We start from the raw sequence: 16,327 nt of genomic DNA, 5'->3' as shown, positions 1-16,327 counted from the left end.
AAAATTAAATTTCACACTATTTATATAGACTAAAATGCATCGTTCTAATCCAGAAGCTTATAATTGTAATGTTCGCTTTATTGCCAATTACAAATTAATGGTCTCATAAATGTTATTTTAAAAAAGTGTAAGAAACCACCCCTTCCATTTGTTTATATAGTATAGGGTTAAAATGAATATAGCAATTTAATAATAAGGATGGTGCAAATGAAAAAACATGCAAAAGCAATATATATTTTCTTTATATTACTTCTTTTAATGAGCTTATCCGCGTGTAATAATGGGGACGCTACTGATGATAATGATGATAGCCTTTTGGATGTAATTGAAAAAACACTTGGGTATAAAGATGATCTTCCTATTGATAAAGATATTATTGAAGAACAACTAAGAAAACAATTTAACAATACCCTGTTTTATACAGATCCTGATGATTCTTATATCCATCATTTTATCGGCCATGAGGTTGATTACATAGTTACTGGCTCTATGGACACTATGACAGATGAATATCCAGACTTTGATGGCGTTTCTCACCATTTTAGTGTTATATTAAGCCCTAACTTTACTGATTTACATACAGCTTATACAGGTATGAGCTTACATATTGAAGAAACAAATGATAGTACTAAGAAATATTGGTGGGATCTTCCAACTTATTTTCAGTATTACGAGGATTATTATAATTATAATTTCTTGACTTTGGATTCTTTAGAAGATTTAGAAGGTGAGGCTGATTTTGCATTTCTCTTTGGTTTAGACAACCAAAAGAGATGGGGGCGAAAGGTTTATTATAGGGGGACTATTTTTATCGATGAACCTCAAATGCCAGAAGTTGATGATTTTCCAGAAAAAGAAGCTATTATAAGTGAAATTTTTAAATGGATTGAAGAAGAGAATTTTCTAGACCACTATACTGAAGATGACAAAGTAATTGCCTATATAAAGGATTTTGATAAAAATAGTACAGAAACAACTATATTTTTAGTACCTTGGCGTGGCATAAGACAAAGCGCCATTATTCGTTACAACCTATTTAGAGAACACAAAGACGGAGGACGTCTGAATTCATTTGTTCATTATAGAAGTAGGATTGGATATGTACCTCCAATCTCAAAAGAAAATGTTTACATTGCTGAGATGGTTATTGAATTTCCAGTTGCTATAAAAGAGTATTAATTCCTTAATAGAATAATAAATGCAGTAGTCACAACAGCCTAATCTACAGATACTTGTAAGCAAGTTTGTAGCTTAGGCTGTTATAGTTTTTCTTATTCAATACTAATATGTCATGTAATATTTATAATGTCTACGTATTTACTAAATTAAATCTAGTTATATATTCTCTCAAGATAAAATTACTCTTGATAATGAGATATATCCCCTTGAAGTACTATTTCTCTGCTCCCATTTTTTATATCAATAATATTTAAGCAAGTAGGGTGCATAAATGCGCCACTCCACAAATCTTTAACTTCTTTATTCTCTAAATATGTAAAAATTGCTTTTAATACGACTGCATGTGTTACTACTAATATGGATTTCCCTTCGTGCTTACTTATGATTTTTTCAATTTCATTTCCTACTCTATCTAAAACTTGGTAAAACGTTTCACCACTAATATATGCATATAGATGAGGAAATTTTGAATAGTTTTCTTTCTCAACAGGTGATTGTTTTTCAATTTCTGAATGTAACTGTCCTTCCCAATCACCAAAATCCATTTCCATTAGATTAGAATTTTGAATTATTTCTATATCCCTATCCCCGCGAAGGATCTCTGCTGTTTTTAGTGCTCTTCCACTTGGACTTGATATAATAATATCTATTTCAAATTCTTTTAATTTTTCACCCAACCATTTTGCTTGATCTTCGCCCAACTTGGTTAGAGGTGAATCTTTCCTTCCTTGTAATCTACCCTCTAGATTCCACTGTGTTTGACCATGCCTTGTTATATATAATCTTGTCATAATACCCCCTGCTTATTTTCTATTACCATTTTTATCAAATGTTTTTCTTAAAGCTGCCGCTGTAAAAGGAATCACTAGTAGTAAGACTATAATTTGAATATAACATATAACAACCAAAAGTAGATTGTAATTGCTTAGTCCCTGTAAAGCAAATGCCAATATAACGGATATAATTCCAGTAATAATGCCACTTCTTATCCATATTTTACCTGAGTACCTGTGTGCAAAAACCCAAGTATCCTTGTTTTTTGATGACATAGCTGTACGATAACCAAATAAAGCATTAATTTCTTTAGGTGGTTTTTTTACCATTAAAAAACCAAATCCAATCATAGATAAGCATATTATTGCAGTCATAATTAATGATATAATTAACATTCTAACCCATCCAATTCTTTAACCACTATATTTCATTATATACTTGTTTTAAAAAAGCATATGTTTCTTGTTGAGATATAAGCCTTAATAAATATTCTTTGCTGTAAAATTCAACTTTATCAATTTCTTCATCTTGTGGCGTTAAATCTTCTCTATTGCCCAAATACTCCACATAAAACATCACTGTTTCTTGGCTGTCATACTTATATCCAGCAGGAAATGAAAAACAAATCTTTGGATCAAATTTATAAACTATTCTATAATTAGTAGAACCTGTTTCCTCTTTTAATTCTCTTAAAACTGATGATTCTAAATCGCTATCCTGATCTATCACCCCACCTTTTGGAAAGTCCCAGTGCCCACTAATATCTTCATTACAATCAGAGTTCTTAACTTTGTGAATTAATAAATATTCATTGTTTTGAAATACAACAGCGCCAACTGCTTTTCTTATCTTCATAGCATCTCCCTTATATGACTAATTGCTGTCATTTTAAGTATAGTTTTAAAAAATATAGTTTATGATTAAGTGTTACAGGAAATAAATTTTATAAATACTTGAAATAATATTAATAGCATTATACCATAGTCACAATTTACATTAACTTATTTTTTTTCGAAAATTAAAAAGAATTGATTAATTACTAAATTAACTTAATCAGTTTCCTATCTTACTTAGTTTTTAGGTGTATTTTAAATGTATTTGATTCTATTTGGTGGCATCTATAATTATACTTGTTTTTTTATTATGCCTTTATCAACACATTGCTTAACGATTTAGGTTATACCTTTTTATGATGATATCTAATAAAGTGTTAGAAACTCAATCTAGTCATTGACACAAAAGAAACGTCCCAACGTGTCATCTAGGAATATATTTATTTTCTTTTACCATCTTATCTTTTTATATAATATATTGCTACCCGTTAATTCTTCAAAAGCCATTAGCATTTTATTCCAAGTGAGAGGATACTTATGAACTCCATAGATTTTTTTGACTTCCCCATCTTTAAAAAAAATATAAATACTCCAATGATGTCCACCTTCTACGTTATGATTTATGTATCTTTCTTTCCATCTTAAAAACCGATATCTTTGAGCTTTTTTATTAAATATAGTTATGTGATTTATTGATATATCAGTAATCATTTGATACCCTTCATTATCAAGTGTCTTATCCCTTGGTTTATATGAACCACCATGATTGAATTGATAAAACTTTTTTTCTGTAAAATCTATCTTGTATTCACTTGTTCTAACACCATAACTACTATGAGAAACATATATTTGCTCTACATCATTCATATAGTAACTAGGGTAAAAATATGTAATAAGTAGAACCAAAAATAGGATCAGTATAGAAAGAACAAACCTCACCTTATGTTTTTTCAACCAACTCATTAAAGGCCCCCTTGATATCATCAATTTGTACTCTAAACACATAGAGATCATTGTTTTGTTCTTGCATTTTATTTTCTAATATCATTTTTATCAAATGTTTTTCTTAAAGCTTACTCTGTAAAAGGGATCACTAGTAGTAATATTATAATTTGAATATAACATAACGCAACCATAAGTTGATTGTAATTACTTAATCCCTGTAAAGTAAATACCAATATAATTGTTATGGTTCCAGTGATAATCCCACTTCTAATCCATATTTTACCTGAGTACCTGTGTGCAAAATCCCAAGTATCCTTGTTTTTTGATGCATAGCTGTACGATAACCAAATAAAGCATTAATTTCCTTAGGTGGTTTTTTTACCATTAAAAGTCCAAATCCAATCATAGATAAACATATTATTGCAGTCATAATTAATGATATAATTAACATTCTAACCCCTCCAATTCTTTAACCACTATATTTCATTATATATTTGTTTTAAAAATTCATATGTTTCTTCTTGAGATATAACCCTCATTAAGTCTTCTTTGTTATAAAACTCAACTTTATCAATTTCTTCATCCTGTGGCTTTAAATCTTCTCTATTGCCCAAATACTCCACATAAAACATCACTGTTTCTTGACTGTCATACTTATATCCTACAGGAAATGAAGGATCAGATAGAAACTATCTTTTTAACTAACATTCTTTGTGTTCCTTTATATTTTATTAAGAATTACTTCTGCTTCAATCCAATCAACTTCATCAAGTGGTTTTTCTATAAACTTTTTCTTTATACATTTAGTTTCTGCTATAATCATATTTATTTCTAAAACAATTTTCCCTTTTCGCTTTGTTAATTCTTCACATTGAATGTTTGTACCATCTTTTAAAAAAACTCTAAATTTAAAATCAGGTAAATACTTTATGTACAAATTTTTGAAATAAGTCATTCCAATAAAAAGTACTATAACGCTTGAAATAATCCAATATAAACTCATGGGAATATTCTGATTCATAATAATTTCAGTGCCTTTAATAAAGCCAGTAGCGTATATTAATCCAATAGCAAATAGACAAGATAGTGGAAAATATATGATTAATAATAGTCTTCTAACTTTCTTAAAGACCTTAATACTGTTCGGTTGAATATCATGTTCTTTTTCATTAAAAACAAAAAAACTCCTACAATTAATAACTCTACAACAAATAAAGTAAAAATAAAGAATAAGGATTTATCTTTTATAATAAATAGTATAAAATTAATAATCCCAAAATTCAAAGCAATTCCTAAAGTAAATACTAAAAGACTATTGGATAACTAATTAAGTGTATTTAGTAATGGATTACCTTTATAATTATTATATGGACTATAGTTTGAATACATTTTATCACCAAATTTTTCTTTTATTAATCTAGTTACAACTATGGTTAATATAGGCATTAATGCACCTATAATAGCTAAAAATTTTTCCACTTTCGTTCTCCTTTATGAATTGTAATGGTCGAGCTTTTTTGTAACACTTAATTCGAGTATTTTAACTTATATTTACTGCTTTAAAAGGAGTTAACCCACCATTGAATGTATGTGGTCTGATATGGTTATACCACACATAAACATATCTATTTAGGGCTACATCCAATTGCTCTTCATTTTCAAATTTATTTAAATATATTAATTCCGTTTTAAAAGATTTATAAAAGATTTCCATTGGAGCATGGTCATATGGACATCCTGATTTGCTCATGCTTTGGATAATTCCTTGATTTACACAATACTCCGTAAAGGCCCAGGAGGTAAACTGTACTCCTTGATCGTTCGCTTTTATTATATATTATTCGTACTAGGTGTTACAACTATAATATACCATTACAGTTCATTATAATGCATCTCCATTTCTATATTTGAAATACATTTTTTAAGCAACCCGCTTGCACTGCTCTGCGTATCTTTCAAACAATTGATGTCTCCAAAAACGAAAAATTTATCCTTTGCACGAGATACCGCAACATTCATTAAGCTCTTGTTTGCATCGATGAAAAAACATCCGTCCTGCTTTCCATACACTGTAGACAGTATAATAATGTTTCTTTCTGCCCCTTGAAAAGTATGTACCGTACCAACGCTTATCTTAGAATGATTGGTCGGCATCTGCTTTTTTAGCTCTGATTTTATACACTCCACCTGCGCTTTAAACGGTGTGATAATTCCAATTAAATTTTCTTTTGCCTCTTTAGGATAAGCATTTGCAATAAGTTTGAAATTATTTTTTATCCATTCAACGATCTGTTCCGCTTCTAAGCGGTTTAATCTACTGCTGCCATTCCTGTTAGAATACTCCGTATCAATTTGTTTGAAGCCCATTTGCGGCCAGTGCTTTATAGCAAGCTTCTCGTCTTCCATGCCCTTTCCTCGCATCGGCTGGAGATTTTCCTTATAAACCAGCCTGTTGCAGTAATCAATAATTTCATCATAGCAACGTCGATGTTCACTAAGGAACAAGCCTTTTTCATCGAATTTTTCATATTTACAGCACTTTGCAGCAACTTTCATCACGCTGGAGTAAGAACTGTTTAATCCGGTCTGTACCAGTAATTCAAATTCATCTAAGGATTGTATTGCCCCATTTGACACTGCCAATGCTTTGTCCAGTGCTCTGTTCACACTCCATACCGGCTCTATCTGATAAATATCACCGACGACTACAGATTTTTTAGCAAGGGAAAATGAGCCTGCAGCAATCTCCGGAGATACCTGTCCAGCCTCATCTATAATGAGTAAATCTATGTAATTATACATAAAAAAATTTTTCTGTTCTCCGAATGCCAAGAACTGTCTAGGTAACATGTAGAATGTCATAACCAGACAAGGTGTTATCATGCTGAGCCTATTATAAAACTTTTCCAAAACGTTTGTATAGTTAGTGCTCTTTTGTTTTTCCGATAGTTCATCCTCTCCACTCAACCACCTGCATTCATAATAATGAACCGCCAGCCAGAACTCCACATACCTATGCTTTTTATCCATCAAGTCGTTTATATATTCAAGGTCAAGCCTATACTTTTCATCATTTTCTCCATGCAAATTAATATTATGCTGCTGTAATCGCTCCAGCTCGCTGTCATATCGTTTTTTTATTTTCTCAATCACAGATTTTTTCTCTTTAAGGTCGGAAATTGCTTTATTGCACTCGGCATACAACTGGCTGTATTTTTCTTTGATTTCGTAAAAGTTCATATGTTCATTCAGAAAGTTCTGCTCTTCATCGTTTATAAACAGTCTGAATTCCGTTTGTATTTTCCTTGCAAAGCTTTTTAGAAACTTTAGCCATTTGACATAGAAAGGTATTTTTTTATAACAACTCTCCCAGTCAATGATTCTTTGGTGGATATTGGAGATTGCTGTTTGCTTTTCTTCGATTCCCATGAATAATTTCTCAAGGCATTTATCAATAGTTTCACCATTCAAATCAGATTGAGAAGCTTCCTGAGCAAGTGAAAGCAATGCTGTCTTACTCTTTTCAATGACTAACAGCTCTTGATGCAATTTCTCCTGACAGGAAGTTATATTTTTGTACTCACTTCCAAAATATTCGTTGCAGGATTGTATCAGCTTAGCCTTAGATTTTACGATATTGGCTTTATCTTCAACATCAGAGACAAAAAATTCCCCTTTTTGATTAGTGTACTGATACCCTTTTCTTTTTGCATCTTTTACCTTTGAGAAAGACGGAAAATAGGAAGCGAAACTATTCACTCCTTCAATCCATCTCTCTTCCAAATTGGAGATGCCCATCTTTTTGATATTTCCGAAAGAGGCAATGATGTTTGTTACCGCCTGATTATTCGTTGAAGATGCAACAATAAGCGGTGCCTTTTCCTTTTTCATAGCCCTTTTAACATACATGTCTGCAACTATGGTTTGCAACAAGGTGGTTTTCCCCGTACCAGGAGGACCATTTACCGCCAGAATTTCTCCACTATTCATAGCGTTAAAGTGATTGACCGCCTCCCTTTGAGATGGAGACAGAGGATACTCTCCGTTCATCTGACCGCTATGTACCTGCATTTTCGACAAATCGTTTTCTATAAGCGGACTTACTTCTGCCATATGCGTAGATATGAAATTGTCATAAAGCTCTTTGGGCTGATTATCATCCTGCAGATGATTATATAAATTCATAATATGAAAAGTTGAATAAACAGTTTTATCTAAGAAAACATATACATGTTTCTCCAGTTCAAAAAACGGTTCTTTATCATCTAGATTCCGGATTATGTTTTGATTAAATTCAGACTCTGTAACAGACTCATATAGTTCCGTAAAAAAGGTAACATAATCTGACCAATATTTAATTTTTTCTACACTGTCAACGTGATTACTTATAAAATTATCAACCGTTTCTGCTTCTCCTATTGCCAATTTTGGTTCAAGCATAGGCGTTAGATACTCCCTTGGAAACCATGGGAGTTTTTTGTCACCCTCATCAAATATAAGCAAACCTTCTGAATTGAGAATTGCCGGAATATAGTATACTCCAGTTAGTTCCTCAATTTCATCCTGTACCTTTTCATTTGCCTCATATATTGTTTTTATCGTTTTAGCACAAATGATGACATTTACAAGAGATTTTTTCCTTGATTTAGCCTCGTCATCAAATGTATTCTTCTTCGCCTCTGTAAAAATGCCTTTACAAGCTATAGGGTTAAGCTTACCCTGCCCCAATTCTTTAGGATCAATGATAAAAAAGTTATCAACTTTAAAATCAATCCCCATATTGGTCTGAGCTGCAACTGCATTTCTAAAATATTTTGTTATCCCTATCAATCTATTATTCATTTTCTCTCTCTAAACTCCCTGCCATTTTATCATCTTTATGTCTATTTATATTCAATAACTCCTTGCTGAAACACGCTTGGTGTATTAGCCAGTTATTATAAATATCAAATGCGGCCAATTTTGCTGTTCTCAAGTCACAAATTTTCATATAATTGTATTGCCATATTGAGGTTCAATCACAAACCACACCAAGGAAATTTTTATTGAATTTACTATGAATTATTGTAATATACTTACCTTTATATTTAAGTACATAATTTCCAATGGATATTCTGTAATCAAACTTTCTTTATAGCATCTGTCAATAAATTTGAAACACTCTTCTTCAAGTCCATCTTTTAAATACGCCATTGCTAATTTATCAATAATTAGAATTGAATTATCATAATCAAAGTACTTCTCTAGTATTTGAATTCTATATTTTGGTGGTAAAGTGCTAAATACTGTTGGAATCCATGCACTAACACCACTATTATGAAAACCATTCATTTTAAAATATGATACAAACATTTCAATCGAGAAATTTGAGACGGCTTCAAGTGATAATTGAATATTAATATCTGTAACATTCGCTTCTTCACCTTCATGGGCTCCTAAATTTCCAGTCTTCTTTGCAGCAATTGGCTTTTCAACTATACAGCTATCAAGGAATTCTTTAGATGACATCAGCTTTTCATGTACGATAGCTTTCGCCATTTTTGTTTACTTTCTTCTGACACAAATTCATGTATCATTGTATCTGCAATTTTCTCCAAGCATAGTCTAACATCAAGGCTTCAATAATATGTAAGATTCTCCTTGTTCATTGCATTACCGTAATAATTTGCTGCTAATGGTACTATTAGTGGTATTTCACAACTCATAATTTCCCTCCAAAGAATTACTTCTATCATTACTTTAATTTATCAATCAGTAATTAACTGATACTTTCGCATATCGGCCGCGCGGGTTTGCGACGCAAGTAATCTGTCAGCTTGCTGGCGGATTACTTGCGTTGCAAACTCGCTTGATAGTCGATGTGGTGCGTTACGGCAGTTACTGAAGTGGCGGTTCTCAGCCATTTTGGTAACTGTCGGTTAGGTGATAGACAATTCGATTTTATATATATCTTAACAAAGAACTAACAGTATAAATAGCATTAAACAATCTAATACAATCTTCTGCTCCCCATTCTGTATTTGTTCTTCCATGTAATATCCAATGCCTATTCAGTATAGTCGGTTCAGCACTAGTAAAATCAGATTTCTTATACAAATTACTAATAAAGCTATAACATGATGCCCAAACCAAATGATTTATCAATTTTTTGTCACTTTCAGTTTTATCCATATTAAATCTACAAATTTTCATCATCCGTACATCTATTGGATCATTCCCAAATTGAGATAAAATACCTTCTAAAATTGGCATTAACCCATTTATGCACAACAAGTATTTTTCAGAATTGTAAGCATCAACACAATCATTAAATAATCCCTTTTGCACGTCATTTATTTTGCTCTTGTTTACATGCTTCACTAGTAATTCGAAATTCTTATTATAATAATAATCAATAAAAAATGCATCAAATTCCCCTACTTTATTTTCTTTATCTCTCAAGGGCTCTAACCTACTTAAATTAATACTCATTGGGATAGCCCATCCGTAACTACCAGCACTCTCAACTATAGTTTTATATTCATCTCTTAATGTTATAAGACCTGACTTTATTGGTTCTGTGGCTGGTCCCTCTAAGTCTGCATAAGGCAAATCACCATTATTCTTAACAATATTAGTCAGCATTTCCATTTCACGTTTTTTCTTTAGAGCTTTCGGAAGTCTATTTAATTTTTTGACAACTAACTGAGCTTCAACTTTACTATATTCTGAGTATTTCTTTTCTGCTTCTAACGGAGTTATAGAAAACTCTTCTGCTGCCAATTCAAAGACTAATTTATCGTGCAATGATGGATAATACTTACCATCTTTATCTTTTAACTCATCATACTTATTCTCTACAAATTGATATACCATACCCGATTCAACACTCATAATTTTCCTCCTTAATCGAATTGTCTTTCACCTAACGTCTCCGAACTCAAGACGTTTCTCAGCCTTAGATAGCTCTTATCTTAGGCTGAGAAATGTGCCTTGCTTATTCGAAGAGCTGACCCAAAACAGGCAAAGCGAACTTAAGTGCGTTGTTAGGCGCAGTCATTAGCGACCTACTTCATATCTTTTACTAAGGATATTGGGAACTAGGCTTAGTTGACTAAAATCATAAGATTGTTGAACAACTTCATCTCCATCAACAAAGGGTATCATTGAAGTAACTATTGACGATTTTCCGCTAATCTCAAGTAATACTTCATTACTCAATATCTCATCATCTAAGTCCTTATGTATAAAGAAATCTTCTGTATACGCAAAAAGCAAATATACAACTACCTTTAACTGTTCTTCCAAGGAAAGCTTTCTAAACTGCTTATAAAATTTTCTATATCTCTTCCATCTACTATCAATAAACATAAATACAAGACTTTCTTCCTTAAATGGAAAAATACATAAATGTAGCTCCTGAAGCTTATATTTCGGATCCATATCAAACAACTTATTAATAACTCCACCCTCTAAGTCAGTTGACATAGCAATCGGACCTTGGAAGGCAACAGGAACAACATAATCTAGGCGTTCACAAAAGAACATATTATACGCATCACTCTTATTCTTCTCATCTGACTTCTTAGCTCGTATATACTCATTCATAAATTCATTCAAGTCCAATTTAATAATATTACTTTGATGTTCTAACATACCATAAGGTAATCCCATTTGTTCATTAATCACCTTATACATTTCAAGTTCAAGCTTTCTTTTATAAATATTCTTCAAGAAATTTTTCATTGCTATCTGAGCTAGCATCTTATGGCTCGGACCAGTAGAGTACTTATCTGGATTTTCGTATTCTGCAAACACCTTACTATCACAATCTCTGCAGATAACATAAAAAATCCCTGACCTATTGATACCATCCTCATCTTTAATTAAAGGAGAGCCAATCATCTTATTAAAGTTATACAAGTTCCCTTCAACTGATATATTTTCTAGAATAAAAGCAGGTATAGTATGTGAATTACAGAAACTCGTGACCTTCTCTCCACAATAAAGACACCTATCACTTTTAGCATTTATCTTTGCTCGCGAAATAATCTGATTCACTTTCTTCTTATTCTCAAGTAAATTCTCCGAGGAAACCTTTTGACCGACCCGATACGTATCCCTTAAATCTAATGTTGATGACAACATCCCAAAAATATCTTCCATAGTATTCCTCCCTTGCCGAGCTAATGATTGCGCCTAACGGCCGCGCGGCCGATAGTCAAGACGTTTCTCAGCCCTAGATAGCTCTTATCTTGGGCTGAGAAATGTGCTTTGGCTTCAACTACTAAAAAGGGATGACCCTAGGCAGCCAAAGCGAACTTGAGTGCATTGTTAGGTGTCGTATCATATATCCACTGGTAACCTTCTCAGCTGCTTGGTAGCGAAATATTAAGAATAATCTATTTTCATTCTATGAAAGTAATATAGATAATAAATCCGAAAACTCATTTTGATTAATTTCAGTAAAGTCTTTTCCTAAACTTTTCTTAAAAATTTCAATTAGTTCTGAAACATTTGTCGAAATAGTGTTTATCCGCTTAATTTCGTCAACTAATCCTTGTTTAAGAGCTAAATCACTTATTTCTGAATTCAGTTTATTCACTTTACCTTTTTCAGTTTCCCAATATTTTAAATACTCGAAGCGATTTAGTGAATATACATCTGCTTTTACCTGTTTTGGTTTCTTGTCTTTAGAATAAAAATTTTCATCTGCTTCAGATAAAATAATTGTCAATAGCTTATCATTAAACGCTCTATTCCGCATTAATTCTGAAACTTCATACATACATCCTTGAGATTTTAAATAACTATCTGATATAATAGATACCATGAAATCGTGAGATGAAACTGTCTGCATGAATTTTTCAATATCACTTTTATATTCTAACGTTCTTTTATCCCTTGTAATAGCCAATCTACCTTTTCCAAAAAAGTACAGCTTTTCATCTACTAAGTCAGCAATGCAAGTATCATTGTGCGAATAAGAAAGAAACACTTTTTTTATATAGAGTTCTGTTACATTTCTATTACCGTCAAGTGTGTAAGGTACGTTACTATAGACGACCATATTTTCGCATTGTTTAACATTAATACATTTAAGCGTCTCCGTTTCATGCGGCAAGTCAAAAAAAGTCAAATTAACATTATCACTAAGTTTCGCTTTTATTGAATCAAAATTAATATTAAATTTATATCCTTTAACTCTTAGCTTTTTTCCGTCATCTTGCACACCAAAAGCAACTAACCCTCCACTACTATTTGAAAGGGCTGAGATTAATTTACCAATAGTTTCATCAGTTGTAACAGGATAAACGCAATAAATATTATCACGGCTATTGTTTGCTATTAAGTTTAATATTTCGTTTGCCGTCAAGATAGTCGCCTCACTTTCTACTATTTCGGATTAAGATTTTTTAATGGAACGACTGAGATTCCCGTTGTTTTAATAATGTCACCCAATGTAATCATTCGTGTATTTCCATCATCATTGTTAGTCCAAAGCTCATAATTGGTATCGTCCATCGCAGCAACTTCTTGTTCATAAAAGAAAATGATTTTATCATCATCACTTGGTCTTACAACAATACGAATATCAGCACCATTTTTCTTAGCCCAAAAAACAGTTTTTGAATAGCTTGTCTTTTTCCACTCTTCCAATGTATCTGACATTTCATACCTGCAAGTTTCTTTCAGGTAGTAAAAAACTTGTTGTATAGCACGATTCATTATTTTCTCATAATATTCACGTGCCAATTTATTATTTTTTGAACTATGTAAGAATTTTTTGGAAACTTCCTCTATAGACATGCCACTTGCCAGTTCGCCTAATTGGGAATCGGTTAATTCACCTTCTCCAACTAATATATTTAAAACTTGCAACAAATCATCTTCCGTATTAATTCCAAGCTGTGCAAGTTGTTCTTTTGAAACATTAATTGTATCTGTTGATTGTACATTGTTTTTAGCTTGCTTTAATAGCTCTTCTAACTCTTGGAAATTTGAAACTCCGTGTTTGGATAGCAACTGCTCATACTGCTCAGCCTTTTGCATATTGTCAGAAATTATGTCGTCATTATAAAACCAATATAAATTGCTATAAAGAGTTTTGAAAGCATTTCTAATAGTTTTATTATCTGTGCTCTTTAAGTATGAAAAGAAATTTTGAAAAACCAATCTTTCTTGATCATTATCTTCACCAAGCTTATTCTTATGATTTTCAATATAATTTGTTATTTCATTTGCTAATGAATAAAGATTGGTTGCTGTGTTTTCAGACAATGGAAAACATATACTACTCATAAGCAGTTTTATTCTGATGTCCACTCCGGTAAAGCAGTAAGCATCTTTCACCACTTCGTCAATCTCTCCCGTATCGAGCTGTAACTCAGGGCTTCTTTTAAATAATCTATTTTGGTTAGGAAGAATAGAATATTTGTCTGTCAAATATTTATAATCATTTTTTTCTAAAAACAAAACAAATTGATTTATAAACCAAACCGCATCATCTACGTTATCAGAAAAATATTCTTCAGCAAAACCATTCAGCGTTTTACTTTGTTGTATGTCAAAACATAGCTTTGCAATCCAATTGTTTAGTGCCTGTTCAAAAAGTTGTTTTGAATACCTTATAGAACTGATAATCTCCCATTTGGTATTTTTGTAAACTAGTTTAGCTATTTTCAAAAAATCATCTTGTTTTTGTTTTTCATTTGTTTGTATGCATAGTATTCTTTGAAAGAAATCTTCACAATTTTGATGTTCATTTTGTAAACACCGTGAAATTTCTGAAAATAATTCGGAATACCCATATTGTGTTACTTCAATATGCTTTGAAATCTCTGTTGAAACCCTTTTATGAAGTAATTTATCTTTAACATCTATATCTAATAATAATGAAACTTCCTTGTATGTATCATCAATTTCCTTGTCAAAATAAATGCTATTTAAGCAGCAGAACTCACCATTTTGATTGAGAAAAACCTCTGAGTGTTCTATTGCTTTTTTGCAGCCATCTTCTTCGCTTGTTAAGAGTAATTTATAAAACTCATTCAACCAGATAATTACGTCTTGTCCCTTTATTTTATCTGCTAAAGAAGATACATTTTCAGAACCTACAATGGCTTGTACTATGTTGTCTATATCCAAGTTTTTACATTCATCCCAGAGCGAATAACACCAAGCTTCTAACTCTTCTTGTTTCGGGAGAAACTCAGGGAACAAAGCATTTGATAACGACCAAAGATTAAACATTTCCTCTTTATTCTCTTGATTTTTAGGAATCAAAACAATAGGGTCATCCCATAACTTAAACAATGGTTTTTTATCGTCAGCACTTGTAGTAATTAGGTTTAAATATTTTATTTCATCTTTTATAGGTTCAAGTATTTTATTCTCAAACCATTCTGCATTTAGCCAAGTTTTATGAGGTTGATCATTTATTTTTACAATGTTATATACACCTTTATAATTGTTTTCTACAAAAAAACTCAATCCAGTTTTATAAAGTTCGACAGCAGTTTCTAATGCCGTTTTATTGTCTTTAATATATTGTTTTTCTTCGGCTTTGCTCTCCAATTCAATTCCGTCACGAGGTTCTGTAGGTTCGAAATACGGATTATTGATTACTACTGGAAAAGCAAAATCACTTGTGCCAAGTAATGGAAAATCACAAAATAGTTTAGGTAAATTATCATTCATTTGTTTTACAGCTGATTTTTCGCCAACATCTAACAATGCAACCGCAATTGATAAATGTGTCAATACTTCGTCTTTTAGAGTAAAAATATACCTTGGATTCTTTCTTTTTGTATCGCACACCGTTATAATTTTCGCATTTTTCAATGTAACATCTACATCGTCACCACGAGAAAGAACCTGATTATACTTACCTTCTATAGTATTAGCTTGAATAGTAATTGATTCTATCTCAGGGACAAAAGCAAAAACATATGCAATTGACGCAACAAGATTATTTAAACCTGCCTTTGCTATTTTAATTCCAAGAACGTTTAACTCATATGTAAAACAAGTATTAAAATCACTTTCATTTATCTCTTTCGTAACTTCTACTGCATTTTTGTTAAGTTGCTCGCAGCTATCTTCGATTGACTTGATGATTTCTGTCTGATTATCACTTGAACGGTCAATATCAATATTAAATTGGTGTACAGGCTCATCTTCATCACATAAATATCCAGTTACATTTACTTTTTTTGAAAGTAAATGAGTTGTTAGAAACCCTGTTCCAAACTTTCCTGTTATCTTCTTTTCTTTCCTATCAAGTTCATTTCGCTCTTTTGTAGAAACTTGTTCGATAAGAAAAACAATATTTTTTGTCAAGAATAGCTTTCCATTATGCTTAAACTCTATAACCCTTCTGTATTCATCAAAATTAACAAGAATATCAACTTTTCCAGTGGAGTTAACTACATCTTTTGCATTCTGAATAAGCTCCCAAATCCAACGATAGGAAGTATCTTCATTATTACTATTTTCTAGTTTTTTGAGCTGATCAATAATTTTGTTTGCAGCTTGTGTTGTTTGCGCCTGATTACGCAATTCATCAACTTTATCTTTAAAACTCATACTAACCTCCATTAATATAATCTGTTATT

At 31.7% G+C, this 16,327-nt stretch carries 17 protein-coding genes; 1 reads left to right on the top strand and 16 read right to left on the bottom strand.

Features of this window, described 5'->3' with window-relative positions; all coding sequences use genetic code 11:
- Positions 1-207: 207 nt before the first annotated feature.
- A complete protein-coding gene (locus tag EDC18_RS02120; RefSeq protein WP_132249777.1) occupies positions 208-1,179 on the top strand; it encodes a hypothetical protein in 972 nt (323 codons plus the stop codon).
- Between the two features lie 179 nt (positions 1,180-1,358).
- Here EDC18_RS02120 and EDC18_RS02115 read toward each other — a convergent pair whose 3' ends face one another.
- The 16 genes from EDC18_RS02115 to EDC18_RS14660 form a co-directional block, all read right to left on the bottom strand.
- Positions 1,359-1,970 (bottom strand): histidine phosphatase family protein, encoded by a 612-nt coding sequence (locus tag EDC18_RS02115; protein ID WP_132249775.1) that lies wholly within the window; start codon positions 1,968-1,970, stop codon positions 1,359-1,361.
- Positions 1,971-1,982: 12 nt separating this feature from the next.
- Positions 1,983-2,348 carry an SdpI family protein gene (locus tag EDC18_RS02110; protein WP_132249773.1) on the bottom strand — a complete coding sequence of 122 codons (366 nt, stop codon included), beginning with the start codon at positions 2,346-2,348 and terminating at the stop codon, positions 1,983-1,985.
- Between the two features lie 25 nt (positions 2,349-2,373).
- Complete coding sequence (locus EDC18_RS02105; protein WP_132249771.1) at positions 2,374-2,808, bottom strand: NUDIX domain-containing protein; 435 nt, start codon at positions 2,806-2,808, stop codon at positions 2,374-2,376.
- Between the two features lie 428 nt (positions 2,809-3,236).
- Positions 3,237-3,749 (bottom strand): hypothetical protein, encoded by a 513-nt coding sequence (locus tag EDC18_RS02100; protein WP_132249769.1) that lies wholly within the window; start codon positions 3,747-3,749, stop codon positions 3,237-3,239.
- 110 nt (positions 3,750-3,859) lie between these two features.
- A complete protein-coding gene (locus EDC18_RS14925; RefSeq protein ID WP_371829305.1) occupies positions 3,860-4,003 on the bottom strand; it encodes a hypothetical protein in 144 nt (47 codons plus the stop codon).
- Positions 3,973-4,182: a hypothetical protein gene (locus tag EDC18_RS14715; protein WP_243115037.1), complete on the bottom strand. Its 210-nt coding sequence runs from the start codon at positions 4,180-4,182 to the stop codon at positions 3,973-3,975. The genes EDC18_RS14925 and EDC18_RS14715 overlap by 31 nt, the downstream gene beginning before the upstream one ends.
- Positions 4,183-4,207: 25 nt before the next feature.
- Positions 4,208-4,345: a hypothetical protein gene (locus EDC18_RS14450; RefSeq protein WP_165878430.1), complete on the bottom strand. Its 138-nt coding sequence runs from the start codon at positions 4,343-4,345 to the stop codon at positions 4,208-4,210.
- A 107-nt stretch (positions 4,346-4,452) separates the two neighbouring features.
- On the bottom strand, positions 4,453-4,752 hold the full coding sequence (locus EDC18_RS02090) for a hypothetical protein (protein ID WP_132249767.1): 300 nt from the start codon (positions 4,750-4,752) through the stop codon (positions 4,453-4,455).
- 302 nt (positions 4,753-5,054) lie between these two features.
- A complete protein-coding gene (locus EDC18_RS14445; RefSeq protein WP_165878429.1) occupies positions 5,055-5,210 on the bottom strand; it encodes a hypothetical protein in 156 nt (51 codons plus the stop codon).
- 61 nt (positions 5,211-5,271) lie between these two features.
- On the bottom strand, positions 5,272-5,490 hold the full coding sequence (locus tag EDC18_RS02085; protein WP_279230891.1) for an IS3 family transposase: 219 nt from the start codon (positions 5,488-5,490) through the stop codon (positions 5,272-5,274).
- A 113-nt stretch (positions 5,491-5,603) separates the two neighbouring features.
- On the bottom strand, positions 5,604-8,573 hold the full coding sequence (locus tag EDC18_RS02080; protein ID WP_132249763.1) for a DEAD/DEAH box helicase: 2,970 nt from the start codon (positions 8,571-8,573) through the stop codon (positions 5,604-5,606).
- A 219-nt stretch (positions 8,574-8,792) separates the two neighbouring features.
- Positions 8,793-9,269 (bottom strand): hypothetical protein, encoded by a 477-nt coding sequence (locus EDC18_RS02075; RefSeq protein WP_132249761.1) that lies wholly within the window; start codon positions 9,267-9,269, stop codon positions 8,793-8,795.
- 402 nt (positions 9,270-9,671) lie between these two features.
- On the bottom strand, positions 9,672-10,604 hold the full coding sequence (locus EDC18_RS02070) for a hypothetical protein (protein ID WP_132249759.1): 933 nt from the start codon (positions 10,602-10,604) through the stop codon (positions 9,672-9,674).
- A 165-nt stretch (positions 10,605-10,769) separates the two neighbouring features.
- Positions 10,770-11,876 carry a hypothetical protein gene (locus EDC18_RS02065; RefSeq protein ID WP_132249757.1) on the bottom strand — a complete coding sequence of 369 codons (1,107 nt, stop codon included), beginning with the start codon at positions 11,874-11,876 and terminating at the stop codon, positions 10,770-10,772.
- A gap of 247 nt (positions 11,877-12,123) precedes the next feature.
- Complete coding sequence (locus EDC18_RS02060) at positions 12,124-13,086, bottom strand: TIR domain-containing protein (protein WP_132249755.1); 963 nt, start codon at positions 13,084-13,086, stop codon at positions 12,124-12,126.
- A gap of 20 nt (positions 13,087-13,106) precedes the next feature.
- Positions 13,107-16,298, bottom strand: coding sequence for a sacsin N-terminal ATP-binding-like domain-containing protein (locus EDC18_RS14660; RefSeq protein ID WP_207669144.1), 3,192 nt, complete (start codon positions 16,296-16,298; stop codon positions 13,107-13,109).
- Positions 16,299-16,327 lie beyond the last annotated feature (29 nt).

The sequence above is a fragment of the Natranaerovirga pectinivora genome (genome assembly GCF_004342165.1).
In the GTDB taxonomy this organism is placed as follows: domain Bacteria; phylum Bacillota; class Clostridia; order Lachnospirales; family DSM-24629; genus Natranaerovirga; species Natranaerovirga pectinivora.
Note: the sequence above shows the minus strand (reverse complement) of the source record. Positions and strands in the feature narration are given on the sequence as shown.

Coding starts and splice junctions, on each gene's coding strand:
- EDC18_RS02120 (WP_132249777.1), top strand. CDS start 208: ATGAAAAAACATGCAAAAGCAATATATATTTTCTTTATATTACTTCTT.
- EDC18_RS02115 (WP_132249775.1), bottom strand. CDS start 1,970: ATGACAAGATTATATATAACAAGGCATGGTCAAACACAGTGGAATCTA.
- EDC18_RS02110 (WP_132249773.1), bottom strand. CDS start 2,348: ATGTTAATTATATCATTAATTATGACTGCAATAATATGCTTATCTATG.
- EDC18_RS02105 (WP_132249771.1), bottom strand. CDS start 2,808: ATGAAGATAAGAAAAGCAGTTGGCGCTGTTGTATTTCAAAACAATGAA.
- EDC18_RS02100 (WP_132249769.1), bottom strand. CDS start 3,749: ATGAGTTGGTTGAAAAAACATAAGGTGAGGTTTGTTCTTTCTATACTG.
- EDC18_RS14715 (WP_243115037.1), bottom strand. CDS start 4,182: ATGTTAATTATATCATTAATTATGACTGCAATAATATGTTTATCTATG.
- EDC18_RS02090 (WP_132249767.1), bottom strand. CDS start 4,752: ATGAATCAGAATATTCCCATGAGTTTATATTGGATTATTTCAAGCGTT.
- EDC18_RS02080 (WP_132249763.1), bottom strand. CDS start 8,573: ATGAATAATAGATTGATAGGGATAACAAAATATTTTAGAAATGCAGTT.
- EDC18_RS02075 (WP_132249761.1), bottom strand. CDS start 9,269: ATGGCGAAAGCTATCGTACATGAAAAGCTGATGTCATCTAAAGAATTC.
- EDC18_RS02070 (WP_132249759.1), bottom strand. CDS start 10,604: ATGAGTGTTGAATCGGGTATGGTATATCAATTTGTAGAGAATAAGTAT.
- EDC18_RS02065 (WP_132249757.1), bottom strand. CDS start 11,876: ATGGAAGATATTTTTGGGATGTTGTCATCAACATTAGATTTAAGGGAT.
- EDC18_RS14660 (WP_207669144.1), bottom strand. CDS start 16,298: ATGAGTTTTAAAGATAAAGTTGATGAATTGCGTAATCAGGCGCAAACA.